The sequence below is a fragment of the Chryseobacterium formosense genome, assembly GCF_900116415.1.
GTDB lineage: Bacteria > Bacteroidota > Bacteroidia > Flavobacteriales > Weeksellaceae > Chryseobacterium > Chryseobacterium formosense.
The window spans coordinates 435638-461857 of record NZ_FPAP01000001.1 but is presented as its reverse complement, the minus strand read 5'-3'; the positions used below and the strand labels follow the sequence as shown (position 1 = coordinate 461857).

The 26220-nt window shown below is 33.2% G+C and carries 19 protein-coding genes; 12 read left to right on the top strand and 7 right to left on the bottom strand.

Features of this window, described 5'->3' with window-relative positions; all coding sequences use genetic code 11:
• Positions 1–8 precede the first annotated feature (8 nt).
• Together BM371_RS02105 and BM371_RS02100 are read left to right on the top strand one after the other, a co-directional pair.
• Positions 9–1490, top strand: coding sequence for a MauE/DoxX family redox-associated membrane protein (locus BM371_RS02105; protein ID WP_034675241.1), 1482 nt, complete (start codon positions 9–11; stop codon positions 1488–1490).
• Between the two features lie 47 nt (positions 1491–1537).
• On the top strand, positions 1538–1813 hold the full coding sequence (locus BM371_RS02100; protein WP_034675239.1) for a DUF6520 family protein: 276 nt from the start codon (positions 1538–1540) through the stop codon (positions 1811–1813).
• Between the two features lie 35 nt (positions 1814–1848).
• Here the strand turns inward: BM371_RS02100 and BM371_RS02095 are convergent, their stop codons facing one another.
• Genes BM371_RS02095 through BM371_RS02085 form a run of 3 tightly spaced genes read right to left on the bottom strand, consistent with a single transcriptional unit; the run spans position 1849 to position 8698 of the window.
• Positions 1849–4290 carry an alpha/beta hydrolase family protein gene (locus BM371_RS02095; protein ID WP_034675237.1) on the bottom strand — a complete coding sequence of 814 codons (2442 nt, stop codon included), beginning with the start codon at positions 4288–4290 and terminating at the stop codon, positions 1849–1851.
• Positions 4290–5678 carry a RagB/SusD family nutrient uptake outer membrane protein gene (locus tag BM371_RS02090; RefSeq protein WP_034675234.1) on the bottom strand — a complete coding sequence of 463 codons (1389 nt, stop codon included), beginning with the start codon at positions 5676–5678 and terminating at the stop codon, positions 4290–4292. The genes BM371_RS02095 and BM371_RS02090 overlap by 1 nt, the downstream gene beginning before the upstream one ends.
• A gap of 11 nt (positions 5679–5689) precedes the next feature.
• A complete protein-coding gene (locus BM371_RS02085) occupies positions 5690–8698 on the bottom strand; it encodes a SusC/RagA family TonB-linked outer membrane protein (protein WP_034675231.1) in 3009 nt (1002 codons plus the stop codon).
• A 640-nt stretch (positions 8699–9338) separates the two neighbouring features.
• Here BM371_RS02085 and BM371_RS02080 point away from each other — a divergent pair.
• The 10 genes from BM371_RS02080 (at position 9339) to BM371_RS02035 (ending at position 21518) form a co-directional block, all read left to right on the top strand.
• Positions 9339–9596, top strand: a complete 258-nt coding sequence (locus tag BM371_RS02080; RefSeq protein ID WP_034675228.1) for a hypothetical protein — start codon at positions 9339–9341, stop codon at positions 9594–9596.
• A gap of 102 nt (positions 9597–9698) precedes the next feature.
• Positions 9699–9875 carry a DUF3606 domain-containing protein gene (locus tag BM371_RS02075; RefSeq protein WP_074958526.1) on the top strand — a complete coding sequence of 59 codons (177 nt, stop codon included), beginning with the start codon at positions 9699–9701 and terminating at the stop codon, positions 9873–9875.
• Positions 9876–10196: 321 nt separating this feature from the next.
• Complete coding sequence (locus BM371_RS02070) at positions 10197–10934, top strand: hypothetical protein (protein WP_034675224.1); 738 nt, start codon at positions 10197–10199, stop codon at positions 10932–10934.
• A 178-nt stretch (positions 10935–11112) separates the two neighbouring features.
• Positions 11113–11946: an FRG domain-containing protein gene (locus BM371_RS02065; RefSeq protein WP_165571774.1), complete on the top strand. Its 834-nt coding sequence runs from the start codon at positions 11113–11115 to the stop codon at positions 11944–11946.
• 181 nt (positions 11947–12127) lie between these two features.
• Positions 12128–13315 carry an AVAST type 1 anti-phage system MBL fold metallo-hydrolase Avs1a gene (avs1a, locus tag BM371_RS02060; RefSeq protein WP_034675218.1) on the top strand — a complete coding sequence of 396 codons (1188 nt, stop codon included), beginning with the start codon at positions 12128–12130 and terminating at the stop codon, positions 13313–13315.
• Complete coding sequence (locus BM371_RS02055; protein WP_034675215.1) at positions 13308–18473, top strand: S1 family peptidase; 5166 nt, start codon at positions 13308–13310, stop codon at positions 18471–18473. The genes avs1a and BM371_RS02055 overlap by 8 nt, the downstream gene beginning before the upstream one ends.
• Positions 18474–18627: 154 nt before the next feature.
• The gene (locus BM371_RS02050) at positions 18628–18897 is read left to right on the top strand and encodes a hypothetical protein (RefSeq protein WP_034675212.1); all 270 of its coding nucleotides are present in this window, start codon (positions 18628–18630) and stop codon (positions 18895–18897) included.
• A complete protein-coding gene (locus BM371_RS02045; protein ID WP_034675209.1) occupies positions 18887–19141 on the top strand; it encodes a hypothetical protein in 255 nt (84 codons plus the stop codon). Before BM371_RS02050 ends, BM371_RS02045 begins: the two co-directional genes overlap by 11 nt.
• A 100-nt stretch (positions 19142–19241) precedes the next feature.
• On the top strand, positions 19242–20216 hold the full coding sequence (locus BM371_RS02040; protein ID WP_051882728.1) for a hypothetical protein: 975 nt from the start codon (positions 19242–19244) through the stop codon (positions 20214–20216).
• Positions 20217–20225: 9 nt separating this feature from the next.
• A complete protein-coding gene (locus BM371_RS02035) occupies positions 20226–21518 on the top strand; it encodes a hypothetical protein (protein ID WP_034675207.1) in 1293 nt (430 codons plus the stop codon).
• A gap of 158 nt (positions 21519–21676) precedes the next feature.
• On the opposite strand, the gene BM371_RS02030 is transcribed toward BM371_RS02035, so the two are convergent.
• From BM371_RS02030 to BM371_RS02015, 4 genes are all read right to left on the bottom strand, one after another.
• Positions 21677–21895: a hypothetical protein gene (locus BM371_RS02030; protein ID WP_034675205.1), complete on the bottom strand. Its 219-nt coding sequence runs from the start codon at positions 21893–21895 to the stop codon at positions 21677–21679.
• A gap of 36 nt (positions 21896–21931) precedes the next feature.
• Positions 21932–24052 (bottom strand): type IA DNA topoisomerase, encoded by a 2121-nt coding sequence (locus BM371_RS02025; RefSeq protein WP_034675203.1) that lies wholly within the window; start codon positions 24050–24052, stop codon positions 21932–21934.
• Between the two features lie 57 nt (positions 24053–24109).
• Positions 24110–25558: a DUF3945 domain-containing protein gene (locus tag BM371_RS02020; protein ID WP_034675202.1), complete on the bottom strand. Its 1449-nt coding sequence runs from the start codon at positions 25556–25558 to the stop codon at positions 24110–24112.
• A gap of 99 nt (positions 25559–25657) precedes the next feature.
• Entirely contained in the window at positions 25658–25939 is a 282-nt protein-coding gene (locus tag BM371_RS02015) for a helix-turn-helix domain-containing protein (protein ID WP_074958525.1), read from the bottom strand.
• Positions 25940–26220: the final 281 nt, after the last annotated feature.

Here is a 26220-nt window from a genome sequence, read left to right as displayed (position 1 = left end):
ACAAAGCCATGAAAAGATTATCATTCATTTTTAGCGAAGTTATCTCTTATTTTTTTATTCTACTGTTTCTTTACGCAAGCGTGAGCAAGATATTGGATTTCGAAAATTTTCAGGTTCAAATCGCACAATCACCTTTATTAAGTTCTTATGCCGGGATTGTATCATATCTTGTCATTATCATAGAACTGATGATTGTCGCAATCCTACTGTTTCCTAAAACAAAGTATATAGGTTTATATTCTTCATTAGGAATTATGTCAGCTTTTACAATGTACATTTATTTAATTCTTGAGTATAGTGAATTTGTACCTTGTTCGTGTGGAGGTATTTTAGAGAATATGAGTTGGAGAACTCACTTTATTTTCAATGCTATATGTGTCATTATATTGATGATCGCTATATGCTTATCTGAAGCACATAGAAATCAGAAATCAAAAAAGTATCTATCATTGGTTTTGGTCATATTGATCTTAAGTTCATTGAGTGTCTTTTTACTTTATATTCAATCAGAGAATCAATTAAGAAAAAATAACAATTTTACAAGAAGATACATTCCGCACGTCTTAGAAGATGAAGTAAGGCTCAATATAAATTATAACTCGTTTTATTTTATCGGTCAGGATAACAATAACATCTATCTGGGAAATACAACAGCTCCTCTAAACCTCACCATTGTAAAAAAGGATCTCCAGAGTTTTTCAAAGTTTAGAATCCCTTTAGATCCGAAATCACACTCGTTCAAAAGTTTAAGAGTGACTTTTCAGCTTCCGTATTATTACATTTATGATGGTACTGTTCCTATTATTTATAAAGGTAGTTTAAATCAGGCTGATTCATTACGAACTGTCAGTTTAAATGACATGTACTTTGATCAGCTGAATGTAATATCAGATACATCCTTTCTATTTAGATCCCAAAGTTCAAAATTTAAAACCTTTGTCATTGGAACTTATCAGGATCATCAAATAGATCTTCATTATGACATTCTCGGAACACAAGATCCTGGTTATATAGAGAATGACGGTCTATTGATTTCTGATTTTGATAAAAAGAATTTTATCTACATGTACTATTACAAAAATGAATTTACTGTCGTCAACAACATAACACATCAACAGAATAAATTTAAACTGATCAGCTTTAACAAAAAGCAAAAAACGGAGACCGTAAAATTACCTGACGGATCAAACAAAATAAAAAATCCGCTTCAGAAAAGTGTAAAAAATGCAACCGTTTCTGGTAATCTTTTATTTGTCAACTCGAATTCTAAAGCAACTCATGATGGAATTATGCAATGGAATAAAGCAAGCATCATTGATATGTATAAAATCAACCAGCAATATTATTCCGGAAGCTTTTTGGTGCCTGACAGCCATGGCGAAAAGGTGAAGGATATGCTTATTGCTGGAGAATACATATATATTCTAATTGGAAATGAAATTGTCAAATATCATTTTGCGCAACCGATACTTGACAAATTTCGCAGGTAATGCCGAAAACCTGAATTAATTGTAGGCACATCTTAATACTTATTATTATGAAAAATCTTAAAACAGTCCTGATTCCCGTAGCCGTTCTAGTATTCGGTGTCGGAAGTGCTTTTGCAACCATTAAAGCAAAAACAGACAAAAAAGCAGAAATTGCTTATTACTTCGATGCATCAGCTCCCAATGAGAAATGTATTGTTGTAGGAGAGGTAGACTGCAACCCTACAAGTGGTCCGATCTGCACAGAATTGGTGGGTGGATCCCCAAGAGTCATGCAGCAATTCCTGAGTGATACTGAGTGCGGCGTAACGCTTCACAGAAATTAAAAAGAGAGGATGCCGAAAGGCATCCTTTTCTATTGTTAATCGATCCAGTCAGGTTTTTGCTCTCCTTTCAAATAGTACCCAAACCACTGAAGAATCCTATTGTGAAGATCTTTGGCATTGATTTTTGAGGAAAATATATGCCCTTCGTCAGGATAGGCAAGCAAGGTTGCATCTTTGTTATTTCTTTTAAGGCCAATAAAGAATTCCATGACCTGTCCCCATTCAATATTCTTATCTTTTTTTCCCGTCCATAGGAGTACCGGTTTTGATACGTGTTCTACATAATTGATAGGATTATTTATAAAATAAAGGTTCTTATCCTTTACAAATGGTTTTTTCATCTCATACTGTCCGTTCTCAAACTGCCAGTAAAAAGGGCTGATAAATTCTTCGTTTAGGGAATAGTAGGACCTGATAATATCACTATTGCCTGCACCCGATACATAGGTTGCAAAACGATCGGAACGGGTTGCTATAAAATTAGTAATATATCCGCCATGGGAATGTCCTGTTAATGCCATCTTTTTAAAGTCTATCAACTGCTTTCCGATTAAGGCATCGATTGATCTATTGACACAATCCAATGCTGAAATTCCAGTGCCCTTATTGTCAAAAACTATATCGGGCATATAAACAAAATATCCTTTTTCAATAAGAGTTCTGATGCTAAACCCCGTATCAATATCATTCTCCAAAAGCAGTGGAAACTGATTTATTTTATCACTTTGTATCTGATAGACATGGACTACCATTGGATACTTTTTTCCCTCTTTATAATACAGAGGATAATATAAAATACCTCTCAGCCCCACTCCTTCAGCATTTTTATACCTAATGGTTTCAACTTTAATCATCGATTGGGCTTCATCTTTTTTATTTGATCGGAAGAGTACTTTTTTATTGTAAAATCTGCTAACATCGATGATCTGCTTAGGCTGATTGAAATTTTCCTCTGTAAACAAGTAGGCTTTTTTTGCGTTATCAGTTTTTTGAAGGACAATTTTTGACTGAGTCGAGTTGATCATTTTGTGGTACTTGTTGCCATCTTTTTCAAATACTGATTTCGTTAAATTCAATTCATTATTAACTTCGAATATATAATTAAACGAGTCAAGAACTTTGCAATAGAAAGAAAGCTCAAAAGGGTAATTTGGAAAATTGGAAGTGTAATTAAAATTTAAGATTTTATAATTGCCTTTTTCTTTATTAAAGATTTGCCTGATCTTTCGGTCTGCAATATCATATTCCCATATGCCTCCAGACCCGTCAAAACATATTTTATTTTTATCGGTAAAATAAGGATTAGAAAAGGCAACATCTTCAATATTTTCATATTTCATTGAATTGACATCTACTAATTTCCAGTTGTTTCCATTCCTGTAAATAAGATAATTACCATCTGGAGAATAGTTGACGTTAGAGCTTATCGTATCTATAAGATCATAGCTGCCGTCTACAACATTATAACGGTAAACCTTAGCAGGTGCCTTTTTTAATGTATAATCCTGAAGTTCAGAAAAGCTGAATGCCAGAAAATAAGCTTTGTTGCCGATATCAACAACCCTGTTTAATTTTGAATCACCTAAAACTATGGCCTTGTTTTCCTTAGGTGACCATAGATACTTCATCGTCTCCGATTTCCTGAATTTCTCAATCAAATTATTATCAGAAGTACTCCAAATTTCCGGAGCATCCATCCTACTCTTATCCTTAATTTTTTCAGCATTGATTATTATCTTCCCATCACTTCTTTGGTATGAGGTTGAGGAATTAAAGTTGATGCGCTGATCTTGGGAAAATCTATATTCTTTTTTCAAGGAAACATCATAATACACAATATCCTGTATCAGATTTTCTTTTTTTTCGAAAATCAATAATGTATTATTCTGCAAAACAAGGATATTCGAAACCTGATCGGAAGACCTGTAGATTGTGATTGCTTTACCATCATTCCACTGTAACAAATGATATTCTTTATTGTTTTTAGCTTGCAAATACAGTCCACCATCAATATAGAATACCTTTACGACTTTTCCTATACTGTCAATGACCTTATAACCTTTAAGGTCATATAGTAATACTTGCTGAGAAGTATGCAGAGCAAGGATGTTTTCTTTATCCAGTATACCGAAGGTCTGGCAGGCTGGCAATATCTCTTTTTTGTTATGAGCATAGTCAAAGATCTCCGTTCGATCTTTATATTTTAAAATCAGTTGATCCCTGCTCCATCGATGGTCTAAAACTTTCAACCTTTTATATTGAATTTCAGGTTTTTTGCGATTAACGATCACAAGAGTATCAGTGTTATCATCGTACATTTTAAAAAACGCCAGCCATTTTCCATCTTTTGAGGTACTTTTCACATGGATATCGTAGGCCTCATTCTGCTTCTTTTCCGCAGACAGAAAATCACTGTCTTTTTGTGCATATGCCAGATGGCATATGCACAATAGCATCAGCATAATAATCCTTCTCATCAGTATCCCTGGTTTTGTGGATTAAGGTTGGGATTGATGGTCAGTTCTTTCTCAGGAATTGGAAAAGCATTATGAAAGCTTTTCCAGCTGGGCTTGGACAAAGCAATAATATCCATTTTCTTTAACCGCTTCAAGTCAAAAAAACGGTGTCCCATTTCAGCAAAGAACTCATGCCTGAACTCGTCTGCAATTCTGTTGATCATATTCTCTTTTGAAAGTCCGGAAGGCAATGGTGCAAGTCCCGCCCTCTGTCTCAATTTGTCGACGAAAACTTTAGCGTCCGCTATTTTATTTTGCTGGGTCAAGCTTTCTGCATACAACAGGTATACTTCCTCAATTCTAAACACAACTGAATTCTCGGTTGTATTCGAATTGACAGGATTTCTGTATTTCATCGGGCGGAAATAGGTTTTCCCATTGATGACCGTTGGCAGTATCCATGACTGCTTTCTTAGGTCTCCTTGTTCGAATGAATTGACCAATGCATCCGACAGTGCAAATGTTGTCGGAAGGCTTGTTGTAAAATTATAAAGCAGATATTCTTTCGTTGCATCTGTGGAATTTGCCGGCTTCAACTGCCATAGAATATGTTTGCCTGTTTTATTGAAGACCTTACTCAGATCGGTTTCCCAGACATATAACGGTGACTGTACTATTTGTGAAAATAAGTTTTCCGCCTCATTCCACTTTTCACTTACTAAAAGAACCTTACCTAATAAAAGTTCAGCAACCTTTCTATTGATGTAGATCCTTTCCTGATTGGCATATTGATCGCTGAGACCATTTAATACTGATGTAAGATCATTTTCAAGTTGAGCCATCAGTTGAACTTTTGATATTTTTTTCAATTGGCTGTTGTAGATATAATCCGTTGTATCCGTATAGGGAATGTCATCAAAGATCTGCGAAAGATTATAGTATAGCAAAGAACGCAACACCGTAGCCTCTCCGATCAACCGATCTTTATTTGGCTGGGAAATTGAAGTGGATTCCTTGACTCCTTTGATGATGGAGTTGGCATAATAGATATGCTTATAGGCTTTTGACCATAAATTATACACGATGGTATTACTCGGAATTTGCACATTGTTATACAGATCGACTAAACCATTTTGAATATATGGAGCATAGCAGTTAAGGTCGTCCGTGTAAGTTCCGAGAATGGCAGCAGAACCTGTAACATCCCCTGAGATTATGGAAGAACTCCACAGTTCTGAATATAATCCTGCCAGTGCTGCATTGGCTGATGAGACATCTGAAAAAACCTCATTAGTCCCTATCTGATTATAGGGCAGTTCGGTATCGATAAATTTTTCGCATGAGATTGAACTTAGTATCATGCAACTGACTGTCAGACTTTTGATTCTATTGGTGATAATATTTTTCATTTTGTAAGGCTTTAAAAGTTGATTTGAGTTCCGATCGACCACGTTTTTAAAGGCGGCAAAAAACCTGTTGCCACAAACTCTGGATCTACTCCGAAGTACTTTGTCAGGGTAAGCACATTCTGTCCCTGTACATAGATGACTACTTGTGTGGATGCTAATTCAACAGGAATTTTATAATTGAGCTGTACATTCTTCAATCTGATAAATGAAGCATCACCTACAGAAGCAGTACTGCGCATGAAATTAGCGTGGGCAGCATTCTTTCCGGCATTGGCTCCTGTGCTGTAAGGCATATAGTAACCCGTCGGATTTGATGGAGACCAGACATCAGTGACTTCCTGTGCCTGATTGTTCATCGTTCCTGCTACAGGCATATAGCTGTGATAGTTATAATTGCGCTGTTTTGTAAATTGTATTAAAAATGAGAGATCCCAGTTTTTGTAACTGAAGCGATTAGACCAGCCCCCATAGAATTTTACGGACAGGTCTTCTATACTTTTGTTGTCATCGGGGGATGAGATTTTTCCATCACCATTAACATCGGTGAATGAATACAATCCTGTTGCCGGATTAATTCCTAAAAAATCATACAATTTCACGATAGACGTACTTTGTCCGATGACATATTGATTCGCATAGGTCGAACCTTCAAGGTTTGGAAATGCAAGAAGCGTATTCTTAGGAATGGTCAAATTGAGATCGGACTGCCATGAAAAGGTTTTGGTCTTGATCGGCGATGTTCGCAATTCAAATTCCCAGCCTTTATTTTCTACCGTTGCGTCTAAATTGGCCTGCACCGAACTAAAGCCCGTGGTTGACGGAAGCGGCAAACCGACAAGCTGGTTGTCAGACCTGTTTTTGTAGTAGGAAACATTCAGACCTATTCTCTCTTTGAAAAAAGAAGTCTCTAACGCTAATTCCAGTTTTTTGGTTTTTTCCCAACTGAAATTTCCATTGAACAATCTTGTGGGGACAAGGCCCACAACACCATTATAAATACTTGTTGAAGCAACCGAATAGGTATCACGGTACTGGGCATCCCCTATATTATCACTTCCGGCTATTCCATAACTTCCCCGCAGTTTACCAAAGCTTAACCAGCTTGTGTTGCTCAGGAAGTTTTCTTTAGAAAACAGCCATGCGGCTCCTACTGCTCCAAAATTGGCGAACCGGTTGTTGGGACCAAATCTACTGGAACCATCTCTTCTGGCGGTTACATTAATAATATATTTATTATCCAGTTGGTAGTTGATCCTGCCGAACACCGCCATGTATTTGTATTCTTTGGAGATGATGTCTGAAAAAATCTTGGTCTTTGCCGCATTGATGTTCATCATCAAAGCATTGCTCTCGAATCCTGATCCCTGGATGGAGGATTGCTTTGATTCTGATGAGTTGAGCGTGGCACCAATCAGAACATTCAGCTTGCCTTTTCCAATCCTGTAATCTGCATTTAACTGGGGTTCTATATTATAGGAAAAGGACGAGAACGAACTGGTAAATGTACTTGATCCGGTCGCACTGGTAAAGTTGAACGCAGGATTGTATCTCGTATGGGGACGGAGATTGAACTCTTCGAAATTCTGATAGTTGAATCCCGAATTGACGCTGAAACTAATGTTCGGCAAGATCTGATAGGAAACGTTCAGACTGTTATTGATCTGCTTGGAATCATTCTGATAGGTGACCACTGTTGAGGCCATCGGATTGGTAAAGGTGTTGTTCTGCCAGTTAAGTGATCCGTCAGCGTTGTACAATGCCGGTGCATTGGGACTTAAAAACAGACTGATGTTCGTCAGATCCTCATTGATCACATTGTTGAACTGCTGTGAAAAATTATTCGATAGTAAAATGTTTAATTTATTATCCTTTGACCTGTGGGTAAAACCCATTGACAACACATTGTTCTTGTATTGGTAGTCAGCCGGATAAACCGTGGTCTGCTCATTGTGAGTGGCATTAATACGATACGTCCAACCGTCAGAACCACCTGACAATCCCACGCTCGTATTCGAAGTAGTAGCGGTTTTGCCAATGAGTGTCTTTTGCCAGTCCGTATATCGATTGCCATCCCAGGCATCATTGACATCATAAGCCGTAGCAGGATAGGTCGAAATGTTATCATTACCAAATGCAGATTTTCGCATGGCAATATATTCAGAGGTATCCATCATGTTTAAGCGGGATGCTACACTGCTGAATGCCAGGCTTGAGCTGATGCTGATCTTGGATTTGTTCTTATTTCCTTTCTTTGTTGTAATTAGGATTACCCCATTGGCTCCCCTGCTTCCATATATGGCTGTTGCATCCGCATCTTTTAAAATTTCAAGGCTCTCAATATCATTGGGGTTGATGCTGTTGAGCGGATTGATATTTTGGAATGGCAGAATCTGTGTTGAGAATACGGATGTCACAGGAGACGACATCGGCACACCATCCAACACGTACAATGGCTGATTACCGTCAACCGCACTGTTGGACAATGTCCTAAGGCTGTTTCTGCCTCTGATCTGTACATCGTAGCCTCCACCGGCTACCCCTGAATTCTGTGTAATGTTTACCCCGGCCATTCTACCCTGTGCTGCTGACAGGACATTGGTGACGGGTTGGTTTTCTATGTCTTTTGCTGAAACTTTGGCGATGCTACCGGTTCTTTCTTTGTCTTTAACCTTGTAGTAGCCAGCGTTGAGAATAACTTCTTCGATTCCCTTTACTTTTTGTTCTAAGCTGATATTGACGACGGTCTGATTGGTTGCTGTGATTCGTTCTTCAGCATAATCAGGATGTCTGAACAATAGGATAGGATTTTCTGCTGAAACCTGTAATGTATAGGTTCCGTTTTCGCTGGTGGTCGTAACCTGATTGCTTCCTTCTTGGGAGATTGTTACTCCTGAAAGAGGTTTGTTGGATGCAGTAACGGTACCTGAAATGGTGCGTGTTTGGGCTTTTGTGTTGGTGCTGACAGCGGTCAGCATAAGGCCAAAGAAAATACCTCCTATCTTGTAATAGGAATTTTTCATAGATTTGTAAAAGGTTTTTAATCGTTAAATTAATTACTGATCTGCTCTTTCCCTATGTCGTCAAACTGTATGGGAAGGGGCTTTTTTGTTTTTTTATTTTTTGTAATTAATGTGATGGATTCATCGATGGATAAAAACTTTCCTGATGCCCTTTGGTATGAAAAAGGACTGGTGAGGTTCTATAAGCAGTGACCGCAAGGCACCGGAAAGAATTTAATATGAATGAAATCTGTGTCCCGTGTGAGCTATTTAAAGCCGCAATAGGTTGTACCCTCCTATTGTATCCTGTAATCTGATACTATGTTTTAGGAAGCGGGCTTAGATTTTTTTGTAGAGATTGCGGACAGCATTGAAAAAAAACGGCGTGGAACTCTACTTAACGGATTGGGGTACTGGTATACCTGACAACGATAAGAGAGCCCACGCCTAGGTCGTGAGCATCTTGCTTATCCTCTCGTTGTCTAAAAATTACCAGTTTTCAATCCGAGAATCTAAGCGAATGCTTCTAATATTCTTTGAAGTATCGCAAAATTACTTTAATAAGTAATTTGTTCCAAATATAATAAAAATTCTTTTCATTACCGAATTCGGTAATGAAAAATGTTATAATAAATGTGAAATTGCAGTAAACAGTGCAATCATGAGTGAATTTAAAACTAATGAAATTAAAAAATTAGTTTCTGAAAAAATTAAAGAAATTAAAGGCGATACACCTTATTCTAAGATTGCAGCTAAGTGTAATATTACTGCTGCACGAATTAGTGATGTATCAAATAATAAGATAGATTGTCAATTAAGCACCTTCATTGAAATAGCAACTGGTTTGCGTATTCATCCTAGAGAGCTATTTGAAATCGTTTTTGATTTTAAAGAATATTATTCAGAACTAGATAAATAAATCCTTACTAGAGTTAGAATTTTTTGTCTTTTACGGAAAACCGTATTTATCTGATACAAGAGCGACTTACCTTTACTTTTATTAACCAATAAATTATTTATTATGAGCGATGATTTAAGTAAAAGAAGACCACAAGATGCAACCAAAGTAAATGTGAATGAAAGCTGGGAACTAGACTATTGGTCTAAAGAATTTGGTGTTACCAAAGAAAGTTTGAAAGAAGCTGTACAAGCTGTCGGAACTTCTGTTGCCGCAGTGAAGAGGTATCTTAAAAAATAATGTAGGTTTTCAAAACGAAAACTTATAACCTGAAAGTAAATCCCGACGAAAGTTGGGATTTATTTTATTTGTCAATTTCTTTATAATATCTATCAGAACATTGTTTAAGAACTTCCTCTGTTTCCCTAATGTCTTCTTATAATGAGTTTATCCAAATTGAAAGTCCGATGATAGCAAGTGTTGCTATGATGCTGTAGATTTTTAGTTTTTTAATATATGTGTTTTTGTAAATTTAGGAACCCTTTATAATAAGTAGAATAGTTTAATTTTTATTACTTTTATACAAATATATTATTCTCTTCCAATGTAATAAAAGACCAGATGACAAATTGCAAATTATGCCTTTTAGAAAAGAGTTTGATTAAAAAATCACATATTTATCCTGATTTTTTGTATAAAGATTTATACGATAAAAACCATAAGATAATTAAAGTTTCTACAGAAGAAATCATCAAAAAAAATCCCAGAATTAGTAGACCCTCATCAGGAGTTTATGAGGGAAATCTATTATGTCGCGATTGTGAAAATAAAATAATTAGTGGGAAATATGAATCTTATCTTGCTGATATAATGTCTGGAAAAAATAAAGATATAAAATGTAAAAAAGGAAAATCAGTAGATATTGAAACTCTAAAAATTGAAAATTTAGACTATGAAAGATTTAAAAACTTTTTTCTCTCAATTTTGTTTAGAGCTGACATTTCCACATTTGAAGAATTTAGTGACATTAATTTAGGACCATATCACGAGAAGATTCGAAAAATAGTTTACGAAAATTTAACGACTGATGATTTAGAATTTCAATTAAATATACTTAAACTCGATAGAAATTCGGACTTTGACCAATTAATTGTTCAACCTTTTAGAAGTAAATTAGAAACTGAAACTTGTTATTCTTTTCTTTTAAAGGGTTATCTAATTATCATCAATTTCAAAGAAAATAAAACTTCAAAAAAGATGAAAGAAAATAGACTTAAACAGAACGGGGCAATTATAATCCCAATAATACCTAAAAATGTCGAAAAAAAAATTATCCTAACCTATCTGGATTTGCAATGATTTCATATGTAATATCTATCTATGTCATAACTTCTTGCTGATAATTTTGCTCTTCATATATTTAATTATTTTTTTAAAATAAGCTATAAATTTCATTTTTGGTAGCCATAGCATGCTTACCATTAATAATAAGAAATTTATCAAAATACAATTCTTATATTTAACTAAAAACAACCCTATGGAAACTTATACACCTGAAACTTTAGACCAGCTTTATGAAATTATTAATGCTAACAGATCTCATGGATGGTCATCATTTCTAACTTTTTTTAGAGGTCAAATTTTTGATTGGCCGATCAAACCAAACGTTACTAGAAATCCATCATTAAGTGACGAACAAATTTTAGAAATAGAAAAAGAAGCTTTCAGTGAATTTACTTCTTATTCTGAAGGGTTGAGAATTTTAGAGCATTTTGAAAAGGACTCCACCAAACATGCTCAAGATTGGCATAATTTGTTTCAAGCCCAACATTTAGGTTTGTATACCAGACTAACCGATTGGACACAAGATGATAGAAGTTCCATGTTTTTTGCCGTTGATGACCAAAAAGAGGAATTTTTAGAAGCTAACGGTGTAATATGGATCTATAAATGTCCATACTATCCTGAAGACGATTTGCTTATTAATTTTAATGAGACAGACGAGACCTACCATTTCTTTGATCAAAATCCTTTTGAACTTAAAAAAGCATATGTAATTAAGCATTATGCACAATTCTCAGATGATGTAGAAGATTATGCAGGTGAAATTAGGAGATTTCGACAAGATGGAAGCTTTATCATTAGCACAAGTAAAGATATTTCAAAGTCTATTGAGGAGCTAGAGTACGTCAGTCCTCATTTGGTAAAGATTTTTATCAAACCATCGTTGAAGAGAGAAATTATCAAACATTTGGGTGAAGATATAAGAGATTATATTTATTATTCTTCTAATGAAAATAACAGTGAACAAACCGAAAAAATAGGCACGTTAACAGCGAACACAAATCAGAAATATTTTTGGAAAAAATAGTACTTAAGTAATCAATTTAAACAAATAAGTCATAAATTCAAATTTTCTTTAATACTACTATTAGTAAACAATCAATAGTTGTCTGCCATATAAACACTGTTACAACGGAAATGTTATTTTACCATTTCTTCAATACTGCTATTAAATTTTAAGATACATACTTTCATAACATAATTACTACATGCACTTAGAAATTTTTCCAGCAAACAACGGTGACTCGTTTCTATTACAATTAGAAAATATTATTATATTAATTGATGGAGGTTATGTAGATACATATAAAAACTATATTAAGCCAAAACTTGTTGCACTGGCAAAGGAGAATAAAAAAATTTCTCATTTGATAGTAACACATATCGATAATGACCATATATCAGGTATTATCAAATTTATAGAAGAAAACAAAAAAGATTCAATAATTGAAATCAATAACATTTGGCATAATTCCTTTCGACATATAAATTGCATTGATGATAATTTAATATTTAAGGGTAAATCACTTTCTAAGTTAGTAATTAATTATACTATAAAAGAAGAAAAAAATATAGTTGAAAAAAATATTTCTGCTGTACAAGGTTCTACTTTAGCTTCATTAATCCATAAATATCAGTATTCATGGAATTCGGAGTTTAATCAGAATGCAATTTCTACTGATAATGAATTAGAAATTAAAATATCTGAAGATATTTTAATAAAAATACTTTCCCCGAATAATGACAAATTAAAAGATTTAAAAAAATATTGGAAAAAAGAATTGTTTAAAAAAGGCTTTTCAAGTGATTCCGACTTATCAGATTTTACGGAAGATGCCTTTGAATATATTCTATCATTAGAAAAAGAAAGAAAACGATTACAGAAAAAAAATGTATCTTCAAGTACCTCGTTTAATATTGAAAAATTTCTACATGAACCCTTTGAAGAAGATGATACAGCAACAAATGGAAGTTCAATTTCATTTATAATCGAGTTTAAGAATATCAAGTTACTTTTTTTAGCAGATTCTCATCCAACGGTAATTATAAGTAGTTTGAAAAAACACTACAATCAAGAGGAGTTTCCATTGCAATTTGATTTAGTAAAAGTATCTCATCATGGTAGTAAAAATAATACAAGTGCCGAGTTGTTAAATTATATTGACTCGAATAAATTTGTTTTTTCAACAAACGGATTAACTCATAATCATCCGGATAACGAAACAATTGCGAGAATTATATGCAGAAAAACAAAGTTTACCCGAAATCTTTATTTCAATTACAATTTAGATTCCATAGAATGTTTTAAAAACAAAAGCTTTGAAACAAAATATAATTATAAAATAATAGAAAGTAATAACCTACCACTCAAGATAGACTTTAATTCAGATGAATAGAATAATAACCCCTCAGCAAATTCAAAAATCGATAGTTAAAATAATTTATAAAGAAAATGAACAAGGAACAGGATTCTTTGTAACCCCAAATATCATTTTAACAGCTTATCATGTAATTATAGATGAAAAGATTGAAGAAGACAAAATTGAATTAATCTTAAATAATAAGAAAATTGGTAAATGTACTGTATTGTCTTTTAATGAACAAAGCGACATTTGTCTATTAATCTGTGATTATAACAATACTATCTCTTTACCATTAACTACATCAAATATCCGGATTAATGAGACTTGGGAGTCATTTGGATTTCCATATCAGGGGGACGCCGAAGGATTGAGAATTTATGGCACTATTAACCAAATAGTAAATGATGAAAAATATACCATTTTATTAAATTGTAAAGAAATTGACGTCAATTATAACTATGGTGGACTTTCAGGCTCTCCAGTAATTTCAAACGGGAAAGTTATTGGAGTAATTTTAAGGCAGATTGATGATAAATTAGGGGCAATTTCAATCAATCAATTTAAAACCTTTTTACAAGAAAATAATATTGAAGTTCATTTAGAGGAATCCATAAATGATATTCCAAGGCAGCTAAACAATGACATCAAGAATATTACATACAATTATAATGTTCTGAATAGATTAGATGATAGCATAAGAGAAGCTGGAAGCTGGATTTTATTAGAAGGTAATCCAGGTACTGGCAAAACTTTTAATATTGCATCTTATACACCTACTGAAAAAGATGCATTAATATTGGGAAAATATTTTGTTAAAGTTCCAAATGATGATAAGCCAAAAAGTTTGAGAATATCAAAAGAATATTTTTTAAGTTGGCTAGAAGAAACTATTTCAATTGCACTAACTGGAGATATTCCACCCAAAACATTTGAATCTTTTGAAAAACGTATAGAAGCATTAAATTATAATATTAGTGGTTTAAGTGAATATCTCTATAATGATAACCTAAGAGGATTATTATTTATCGATGGTTTAGATGAAATCAAAAATATTGAAAATTTCTTGGGTATTCTATCAATGGCTATTCCTGAAAATATTAAAATAGTACTTTCTTGCATTTCAAAAGAAATTTTACCTAGTGATATCAAAAATAATATTAATAAAACTCAAAGTATTTCTGTTTCACCTTTAAATATAAGTCAGTGTGAACAATACATTCAAAAAGAATTAAAAGAAGATATAATAGATTTTGAAGATATTCAAAAAATAGCACTCAAATCTGAAGGACATCCTCTTTATATGCGCTATTTGATAGATTACGTAAACAACTTTGAAATTTCTAATGACGAGGATGAATTAAAAAAATGGATAGATAATATTCCGAATATTGGAGGTAATATAGAAAACTACTATAATTCTATTTGGGAAAAAATATATGAAGACAAAAACAAATTATGGATATGTTTATTTTTATCTCAGTTAAGACAAGCTATTGATGAAAAAGAATTTTTTGAAATTCTTAGTTCTGAAATAAAAAGTGAGTTTTATTCAGTATTTCCAAAAATTAGTTATTTGATAAAACAGGATGATAAATTAGAAATTTATCACAACTCATTTAAAGAATTCATATTAGGTAAAGTTCCTCTGCTTTTGAAAAACTGTAATGATCTTATAGTACATTATTGTGAAACTAATCCTAATTCAAACTACTCATTAACTAATATATTATATCACTACGGCTTATCAAACTGTCCTGCAAAAGCGGTTGAAAATTGCAACCAAAAATGGGCTGATAAGATGGCAATTCATCATATCGAGCCAGATTTAGTAGTATCTGATATAAAAGGTACTATAAGTTTATCAATTGATTTAGGGCTTACAACCGAATTAGTTAGACTATTGTTACTGCTCCAAAGAATTGATTTCAGGTACAATAGCGTCTTTGTTGAATATGCTCATGAAATGACATTAGCACTAATAGCAAACAAAAAGTATAGAGAAGCTATTAAATACATTGTTAGGCGAAAAATACTGCTTATTTCTATAAATGATGCGATTCATTTTCTACAACATTTTTATGAAAATAAGGCTTTTGAAGAAGCTGCTATTTTAGAAGAAGCAATTGATAAGGAATATAGAAAATTTATACATGATGGATTTAATGGTAAGGGTGTTAGTTTTCAAACCTTTGTAATTAAAGCTCAAACTTTGATTCTTTCCAGCAATGAGGCATCTAATCATGAAGAGTTAAGAAATTCGCAAATGATATTTTCAAAGTATTTGGATTTACTTAGAGAAATACCGAACTCTTCTAATGATTCATCAATTGAAAATCAAAATAAAAAAACCATCCAACTTGTTAGAGATCATTGTTGCGCATGGAATAATGCATATTTATTAAGGCGGTTCGGTATGAATATGGACATTCAAAAAATGATGCAAGTTCCTGAGGTAAAAATAAATAATACTTGGGCTTACACTTATGCAACCTCTCTTTTGATGTATAAAAAAGAATTAAATAACTATAATTTACCAAATTACAACACAGGGTTAAATGAAAAAAGGTTGTCAAACGATATTGAATTATTAATAGAAAACTTTGGCTATCAAAAACATAATAGCTCTATCGTAAATATCATTTTATCATTATTAAGTAATACCTCTAAACCTGAATTACTTAAATCTATTATAGTAGAGTATTTAATCATTGGCGAAGAAATAGAAATAAGAAATAAAAATGGTGTTGATTTTGAAAGATTCAATTATGAAAATCTATGTTTAAAGTATAATTGTTTAGGGTTTATTGATAATTGTAATGAATTTAAAGTAAGTCATAAACAATGGTTTCATAATACTTGGGAAAAGGATATATTGAAGTTAATTGAAGAAATTCATTTTATTGAAGGGAAAGCATATTACTATAAAGCATCAAACCTCCTTATAGAAAAATCAAGTTTTATAATTGACAAAATACAAGAGATTATCAAAAGTATTAGTTTTACTTTTGATTACAGAAGCCATTGGGAAAGAAGCTATCAATTACCTGAACAAATTTTTCCATTACTATATACAAAATTAGTAATGTTAATCTATGAGTTTGACAATGATCGATTAGAGTTATTTTTAGAATCTTTAAAAATCAAATGTCCTAATCAAATAGGTCTTTATACAGAAGGTTATCGAAAATCATTGCAAGAAATAATACAATTACTGATATTAATTAAATATGACAAAGACAAAATATTGCCATTAATTAAACTCTGGCAAGAACATATTATAAGTGGCGTTCAAAACAGATGGGAAAGAACAGAAGAATTATTAAAAATTAATGAAGTATATGGAATTCTAAACTTTAAAACCGAATCAGAATTAGCATTTCAAGAAGTACTCAATACCTCAATGGGACCAAGCTGGTATAAAGAGGCACAATTAACACCAATAAATACAACTCTTAAAAATTTAAAATCAGTTCGTAATAATAACATTCTTCAAGAATTTGCTTCAATTTTGGATTATGCATCAGGTGAAATGACATTTCAGAGATATGTTCAAGATAATAAAGAAAATTTTATAGGAGCTTTAATTAAAAATGAAAAATTAAATGAAGCATTAGAATATTATAAATTTGAAACTGTACCTCCTCCGAAAACGTTAATTAGAAATGCTGAGATTAGTTCGTTTGATGCACCTAGACTTGGAGATGGTTATTGCTTAGGAGCAAGAAGTATAGTAGAGCAAAGTGGCATTTTAGAAATTCTAAGACATTCCAAAATTGATCCTTATTTGAAGTGGGCATTATGTGAAATTTTCACTATTAATGATGACAACTTTAGATTTATTACTTATTTTGGCGGACAAATTTCAAATATTTTAAATAAAATAGAAAAACTAGAAGATGATAATATTGGTAAAATAATTGAGAGTATCGCAGACTTAATTTCTAATTCTTTAATTACTAGCGATGATAGAAGAAGCTTACTAACAGAAATAGGAAAAGAACTGACAATAAGCAACGTTAAAAAATTACAAGGGTACTTGTTAAATCACAATATTAAATGGGGTCTAAATGAAGATATTGAAAATGACAGTGAAAATACTATAAAAAGAAAAAATAATTTTGATTTATTTAATGATTCAAATCCAAGTTCTGATGTTAAAACGGATATAAATCAAGGTCTAAATTTATTCAAAGCAGAAAGGATAAGCATTTGGATGAATAATTATTCTAATGCTCATAAAAAAACCAAACAAAAACTAAAATCACTTTTCCCAAACGATAAATCAGTAATAAAAAATCTAAAAGAAAATATATTACAATTTGAATATGAATCTTGGGATATGTGTGATGATATCATATGGTTTTTAGAAGATAAGCTGGACAAGAATCAAGTTGAAACAATATATAAAATTATTGCTGAACATTTTCATTTTATGGTTAGATCTAATAGTGAAGTAAAAGAGAAATACTCTTGGTTTGATTCGAGTTTTGATAATAATAACTCAAATGGATTAATTATTGATTTTATTATTTGGCATTTAAATCATCCTGTCAGTTACATTAGAGATAAAACTTTATATACTCTGGAAGAGTTATCAAATTATTTCCCTTCAGTTATTGAGCATTTGATTAAAGCCTGTATTTCAAATACACCAAATTTTTCAACGGAATTGTCTGGGCTAATTTTAAAGGAAATTTCAATTTACAATCCTATTTTAATAAAAGATTGCTTGATTAACAATCCAGAATTAGAAGATGAAATAAGCAAAATTAAACATTTTACTATCAAGAAAAATTTGTTAGATATGAGTGTTAATCTCAATAAAATTGGATATAATCAATGTTACTCAAAAATTCAAAATTCAATTCCTGAATCTATTATTCTTACAGGCGAAGTATTTTTAGAAGAAGATTATATTGAACCTGTACAATATATAATAGATGGCTTAAATAATGAATTATTATTAGATGATAAATTTTGCTTAGAATTTAATCAACTAATAAATGAATACTGTTATCCTCTGTCAAAAATTGAAGTGGCAAAATCTGATAAATATTTAGGTAGAAGTTTCTATAATGAAGATAGAATTATAGGAAGATACCAATATATTTTAAGACACGCTTTAAACAATGCAATATTACACAGAATGGATAAGAATAATATTGATCAGATATATGATTTAATCAATTAAAATTATGTCTGGAAGCTGTAATAATATACGAGATTCAAGAACAATACAAAGTTTTTTTAAAGCTAGAAAATGTCTTAACAATAGAATCGATTCGATTAGTATTGATGAATCTTTGAGAAGTACTGCATTATTTACAAGAGCTAAATAAAATTGAATGTATAAAAGTAAAAAGGGAAATAGAGACTCAAGATCTGATTTTGAGAGAGAACTAAATATTTTAGGCGAAAATATTATGAATGGTAGAATAACTATTTCCAACCACTTGAGACATCTTGGAAAAGAAATTACAAAAGCTAGGCATGCTCCAAACAAAAGAATTAATCTATTAACAATAAATGAAATGATTAGAACTTTTGCAATGAGTGCAAACTTTCATGATTTACGAGATTTTGAAACTGAATCAGACAACGAAAATGAACGATAAAAAATATGGAATGCCTCCTCCAATGAATAGAACAGAGATGGAGCATAATTTGAATTTAGTAATTGAAGACTTTAATAATAAAATAAATTCTGGTAATCAAGATCTTATTCAAAATGTAATGTGGGCAACTTATCCTCATCTAGAAAAGGTTAAGAAAACTCCAAACTTTAGAATTAATTTGCTGACTGTTAATGAAATGATTAGGCTTCAGGCTAATATGCAAAAATGGATGAAAAATATATGATTCTATTGTAAATAAACTTAGCTAATGGTCAATTATTAAAAAATTAAGAAAAAATCATTTTTCCGATCTTGAATAAAAATTATTTAAAAAAATACATTTTATGAAATTACAGCTTCCTCCTATCGAAAATTCGACAGATTTTGAAGATTTAATTTGTGACCTATTTAATTTACAAAATGCAACAGCAAGTTTCAAGAAGTTTGGAAAGCAAGGCCACAAACAGAAAGGAATTGATATTTTTTCTGTCGAATTAGATACTGTTATCCAATGTAAGAAGAAAGATCTTTCAAGAAAACAGTCATTGCTTAAAAAAGAGTTGCTTAACGATATTGAGGAGGATGTAAAAAAAATAATCAGCAATGATTTAAGAATCAAATTTAATAGATTGTATATAGTAACTACTCTTGAAAATCATCCAGATTTTGATGAATATTGTGAGGACATTAAGGAAATGTACGATTGTAAGTTTGATATTACATTTTGGGGATGGAATACCATCCAGGATCTAATTTTAAACAATGAAAAGTTATTGAAAAAGTACTATCCTCAATTTTTATGGACTACTGAAAATGAAGAGGAAAACTTTTTGAGAAATCAGACTTTGAAAAACCGTATAAAAAAAGATTTTTCAGATTGGCTCAACTACCCTCTTAAAAATCGAAAAAGAAAATCGAAAATGTTAATTCGAAAATTTAACGACAAAAGTTACCCTCACACAAATGAACCTAATGAGTTTGGTGAATATGATTGGTACAATGCAGGATTATACCAAACTTATGATAAAGGTTTAGAATTTATCATAAGTACACACGAAATAATTTCATTACAAAATAATAAATGGAGATTTCTCAAACCTGAAGAGAAAACAAATGGCAATAACTTTATAGTTTCTAAAATTGGAAAAATCAATTATTCAGAAATCATTGATTACGATATCGACGGTAATGAATATCATCTTCATCCTCACTTCTATTGTAAATTTTCATACAGCGGTACTCCATATGAGGAGATATACTATGTTGATATAGATAAAATATTTAATAGATTTGAAATTATTAACCATGAGAATGGATAAAATTTATTTATGATGGATAGTCAAATTAGAGGAACCGAAGGAGAAGAATTTGTTAATCAGTTAGCTTTCTCAACATTTTTTAAGTATTGGTGTTATCCAAGTCCAAAGTTGGAAAATGGCAATAAAAAAGAAATCTGTGATTTACTAATTATTTTTAAAGATATAGCCATAATCTTTTCAGTAAAGAATTATGAATTTAAGGGTAATCATAATCGTTATTTCAACAATACTATTTCCAAAGCTACGAAGCAAATCAATGGGGCTTACAAAGCTTTATTTTCAAGGGATGAAGTTCGAATAAAACATCCTGATAAACAATTTGAAGAAATTTTCCCTAAAGATTCTATTAAAAAAACTTTTAGAATTATAGTAAATTTAGGTGAGAATGTCAAATTTTATCCATTCAGCTCAATTACCAATAATGGAGATTTTATAACATTATTTGATAGAGACTCTTTTGAAACAATTATCAAAGAATTAGATACAGTCCCGGACTTTATTGATTATATTGAAAAAAGGGAAAAGCTTTTTAAAGATAAATTTACCATTATTCTTCCTGCCGAAGAAGATGACTTTTCAGTTGAAACGCAGAAAGAATTCTTTTCAATAACAGAAAATAGCTTTGACAATAATACAAAAACAGTTCTACTGTCAGGCACTGAGAAAGATTTATTAGCTCACTTTTTTGAAAATAAGAGAGAGTTTCCTGATATTTTAAATGATGAAACAGTAAATGGATTCTATTTAGTCATAGACAATAAATGGAATGAGTTTATTTCGAGAAAAAGATTTGAAAACAAAAAAGAAGCTGACAAAATAAGTTATTTCGTCGATGGATTTGTTGAGAATGAATTATTAATAAATATTACTCCATACAGAGAAGAATTAGCAAAACATTTATTATCATTTGATCGTTTAACAAGGCGATCAATTGGAGAGAGTTATTTTGATTTTCACAAGAAAAATGCTCATAATACAGGATTATATTTCGGAAGAAGATTAGTAGACTTCGGGGAAATAGGGATTCTGTTTACGAGTTACACAGAAGAAATGACTAATGAGATGTTCAACATATTGAACAACCTAGCTGTCGAATCATTTAATGTCTATACAAAATATAAATATCCAACCATTATTTTGATTTCAACAAATAAAGACCATTTTTTAAAATTTGGCTTAATTGAAAATATTAAGCCCTACCCAAAAGAATATGAGGAATTAGTAAAAAACGACATAAAAACTTTAGGTTGGTTTACTGATTTAACTGAAGGAAAATTTACAAATCAGGAATTTCCTGAATAATAATTTTCCATGACTTATTTATCACAACCGAAACTATCTTTTAAAGAATTTACTTGTGGTGGATTACTCTTAAAATGGTTTTCAACACTAGAGAACTTTTTACACTGCCTTAATAAATATATTTTCACAACTTTAATTAAAATAATTAGTTTAGTTTATTATTCTAATAGAATTTCCACTGAAGACTGTTTCCCATCTTTATACAAAAACCATGAGATGTTGATGATTTTGAGATAATCTTTTTTTGTGCCCAACTGTTTGAATTCTTTCTCAGATAAAAGTTCAGTGGTTGAAATATATTCTCCGGTACGGGGAAGAAATGGTAGATCCCATTTGATTTCTACGGATCCATTTTGATAACATAGAAATACTTTCATAATTTTTATTTCTAAGATACTTATTTTTAGATAAATTTAGTAATTGGGAAATTCAAATATGGTTTTGTGGTCGTCTTTCAAAACAATATAGGCACTGAACTTTTTGCCGTTCTTGGCTTTCATATTTTTGATGAGCGGGGTTCTTTTATTATTGATGAGTGAAGTGATCTGCTCTATGCTGAGCTGTACTCCGCAAACAGTTCTGAACTGTAACCAGTTGCATTGCTCATCTGGACATTTGACAATCTTTTCCTTGACGATCAGATTATGATGTTGGCATTTTGGGCATTTTAGTGCAGGAATGCTTTCTTGAGGGATTGCCAATGATAAAAGTTCTTTAGTAATTTCTGATGTGTAGTTTTTGATATTGGTGATGAATTCTTTTGAATTGAGTTCACCTTTTTCAATTTTGTCCAATGCCATCTCCCACTCTGCGGTCATTTGTACATTGGCGATCTTTTGCTCTTTGACAAGGTGATAAACTTTCAGTCCTTTTTCGGTTGGTACCAAGGCTTTGCTCTTTCGGATGATGTAGTTTCTGCCGAGCAGGGTTTCAATGATGGAGGCTCTGGTGGCTGGTGTACCGATCCCGATATTCGAAATGGCTTTCTGCTGATCTTTATCTTCGAGTGATCTTCCTGCATTTTCCATCGCTGACAAAAGATCTGCCTCATTGTAAAGTTTGGGAGGTTTGGTCGTTTTTTCATGTAGCACAGCTTGCGAAATTTTCAGTTCATCCCCGATTTTCATTTCTGGCAGGTCAATAAGTGTTTCTTCGACATTATGGTTATTGGAAGTGCTGTCGTTATTTTTGTTATTATTGTTATGGTCTGAGAGGATCCCTTTGATGGCTCGCCAGCCCTTAGTTAGTATTTTTGATCCTTTGATGTTGAATTCATAATGATGTACTTTGAGCGTAATATGACTGACCTGTTTGCTGCAATGTTCCGAAAGGGATTCCAGTAAACGGTAGGCAATCATATCGTAGATCGCTTTTTCGGTTGCGGTAAGTGCGGATGGGATTTTTGTGGTGATCAAAAGTCCGTGGTGGTCGGTTACTTTTAGATCATTCACCATCCTTTTGTTGAAGTTGCCGAATTTGAGCGTTGAAATGGCAGGTTTGAATTGATCGGTTGTGTTTAAGATTCTGACCAGCTCCGGGATCTCTGACCACAGGTCTTTGGGAATGTACTTACTGCCGGTTCGTGGATAGGTGATGAATCTCTTTTCATAAAGTGACTGCGCAGTCTGCAAGACCTCATCAGCTGAAAGACCTAGCTTTCTATTGGCCTCTTTTTGAAGTTCTGTCAGGTCATAAAGTAGGGGCGATTGTTCTTTTACAGTTTGGATTGAGACATTCTCAACAGTAGCCCTGCCCTCCCGCTCTATGGATCTTAGGATCTGCTCTGCCTGTTTTTTGTCTTCCCATTGTTGTGCTGATTGGCTTGTGAAGTCCAGATATTCTTTTCGGTGCTTTAACTGGATCTGGAAGTATTTCTTCTGTTTGAAATTTTGATGGTCTTCAAATCTTTTGCAGATCAAAGCCAGTGTCGGGGTCTGTACCCTTCCTAAAGAATATACATCCTGATTGGCGGCAATGCTCAATGCCTGGGTGGCATTGATCCCGACCAGCCAGTCGGCTTCGCTTCTGGCTTTGGCTGCCATATACAAACCGTCGAATACTGAACCGGGCTGGAGTTTTTTGAAACCGTCCTGTATCGCCTTTTCTGTAAGAGAACTGATCCAAAGTCTTTCAAAAGGTTTGTTGCATTTCAGATAGTGGTAGATGTATCTGAAGATAAGCTCTCCTTCCCTTCCTGCATCGGTAGCGACAATGATACTGTCGCACCGATTGATGATATTTTCTATGATCTTTAATTGTTTGAGTGCGGAAGGATCAGGCTGATAACCTTTTTGGTTTTGCTTTTTGATGGGTCTTGGGATCAAAAGGAATGGATCTGGAAAGATAGGCAAAGAGGCTTTGTCAAAGCCTCTTATACCATGATCTTCGGGCATTCCCAACGATACCAGATGACCTAAAGCCCAGGTCACACAATACCCGTTGCCTTCCAGGTAACAGTCTTTTCTTTCGTTGGCATTTAACAACTGGGCGATCTCTCTTGCGACACTGGGTTTTTCTGCGATGATGGCTTTCATAAGATTGGATTTAATATGATTAGAATTGTTTTTGTGATTGTAATTTTAAGTCTTGGATTACATCTTGCGCCCTTTGGATCTGGTCGGTTTCTTCTGCTGGGCTTCCTGCTGTTTGTTGGCGGGTTGCTGCTGTTTGGATTCTAATGGTTCTTTGATGTTCTTTGTCGCCTCATTGGTCTTGCCATCGGAATTGACCGCCTTTTGGGTCTTATGGTCTTCGGATGGCTGGGCTTTTTCCTTCAGCTTGTTGGGATTGGTAAAGGAAAAGTCCGTTTTAGACATTTCCTTGTTGAAAGTGATGTATCCTTGATAGGCTTTTCCTTTGCTGTCCGTAAGACCATCGATATAGACCGTCTGTCCTGCCTTGAATTTATCGTATTGTGCATCATCCAGTTCTTTTTCCCGGAAAACTCTTGGAGCTTCCCCTTCATTTTTTTGACTTTGCTGATTGGATTCTGATTGTTGCTGTGATTGTTGCTGGCTTTGGTTATTGTTGAAGATGAATTCGACATAGCGTTTATCCGCATTGAACTGGACGGTGGCATCGAACAGTTCTCCTTTTTTGGAGGTCATTCCCTCGAGGTAAAGTGGTTTTCCCTCTAATAGTGTTTGTTTTTGATGATCATCAAGCTTGATGCCTTTGATCTCATCAGGGATCTTAATATACTCTGCCTTGTAGGCGACCAGCTCATTGGTCAGTCGGTCACGGCTGATGACGGACGGAATGATCTCATCGGTCTTGGGATTGACCAGATCGACGACCCTTCCCATATTTCCGCTTTCTTTAAGATTTTTCTTGTCTTCTTCCGTGAACTCGTGACCGAGGAACTTAAGATTGTAGTTTGGTTCCTTTCGGATGCCATGGATATTGATGCCGACCTCGCCATTGTCTGCTGTCTGAAGAGATAATCGGACATCCATCTTGCTGACCGCTGTTCCCAGATTGATGGTGATGGGAATTAAAGTGTTTGTCTTGAACCCTCTTAGAAGAGAGTCCATAGCATTCATCTTTTCAAGCTTTTCCTGATTTAGCCCGAATTTTTCCATCGTCTTCCAGTCGATCTGTTCCGGCTGGAAACGGTATTCCTGATTGTCTGTGTTGTTTTCCATTGTATTCTGATTTTTTAATGGGTTTGTATTTTTTAATTGTATTGCATATTCTTTCAGCTTTTCCTTTTCTTCAGGTGATGCCTGATCGACATAGTACTGAAGGTCTTTCGCGGTATTGACCGCATCATATTCCGAGATCTTGAAGAAATTGAAATGCGTAGGATCTTTAAGCTGCCGGTAGAAATTGGAAAAGAAATTGGAGAAGATGTCGCCGTGCTTGTCAACCCTTACCCACTGGTCATTCTCTTTCTTGTCATCTGGCGGGAACTTTTGAAGATTTCCTTCTTTGTCTATTCCTTTGACCATTTCGATCTTATTGGTGTCTTTGGTCAATACTAGAAGTGTGTCTGATACCGGTTTGATCTCATTGGCTTCATTATGTGCTGTTTCTTCCATCACAATTGATTTTGATAAGACGAAAATAGATGCACCTATAATTGATTGATAGTAAATGTGATTATAGGTAGGTCTTTGGCAGCTAATGTCTTTGTTTTGTTACGAACTTAGGCATTGCCTGATAAGCTGATGGACATCGGACAGTTTGTAATACAGCTTGCCGCTTATGGTGTAGTAAGGCAGCTTTTTGTCCGTGCGGTAGCGTTGCAAAGATCTTGAACTGATCTTTAGAAGTTGCAACACATCTTGATTGTCCAGCAGCACTTCGCCGTCGATCTCTATGAATCGGGATTGGCTGGAACTGACTTGTTCTTTGAGGATGTCGAATCGCTCCATGACCTTCTCCATCCATGCAATAAATTCTGTTCTTTCGATATTCATAATGTGATTTTTTGATGTTAATAATGATTTGAACAGTTGATCAACTTTTTATTGGGGTAAAGTTGAAAATTGCCCATCATATAAAATCACTACCTTTTCGTAGTACCGAAAAGATCTTTGGTTTTAGAAATGAATATATTGTCAAAAAGATCGACATTCACCATACAATAAAACTACGATCGGATCAGAAAGGAAGCTTGTTGAAAAGGACAACGGTCAATGATGAAATTTTATATAGATTTCCACAGCCCTTGATGGAAAAACTTATGTGACTCTATGAT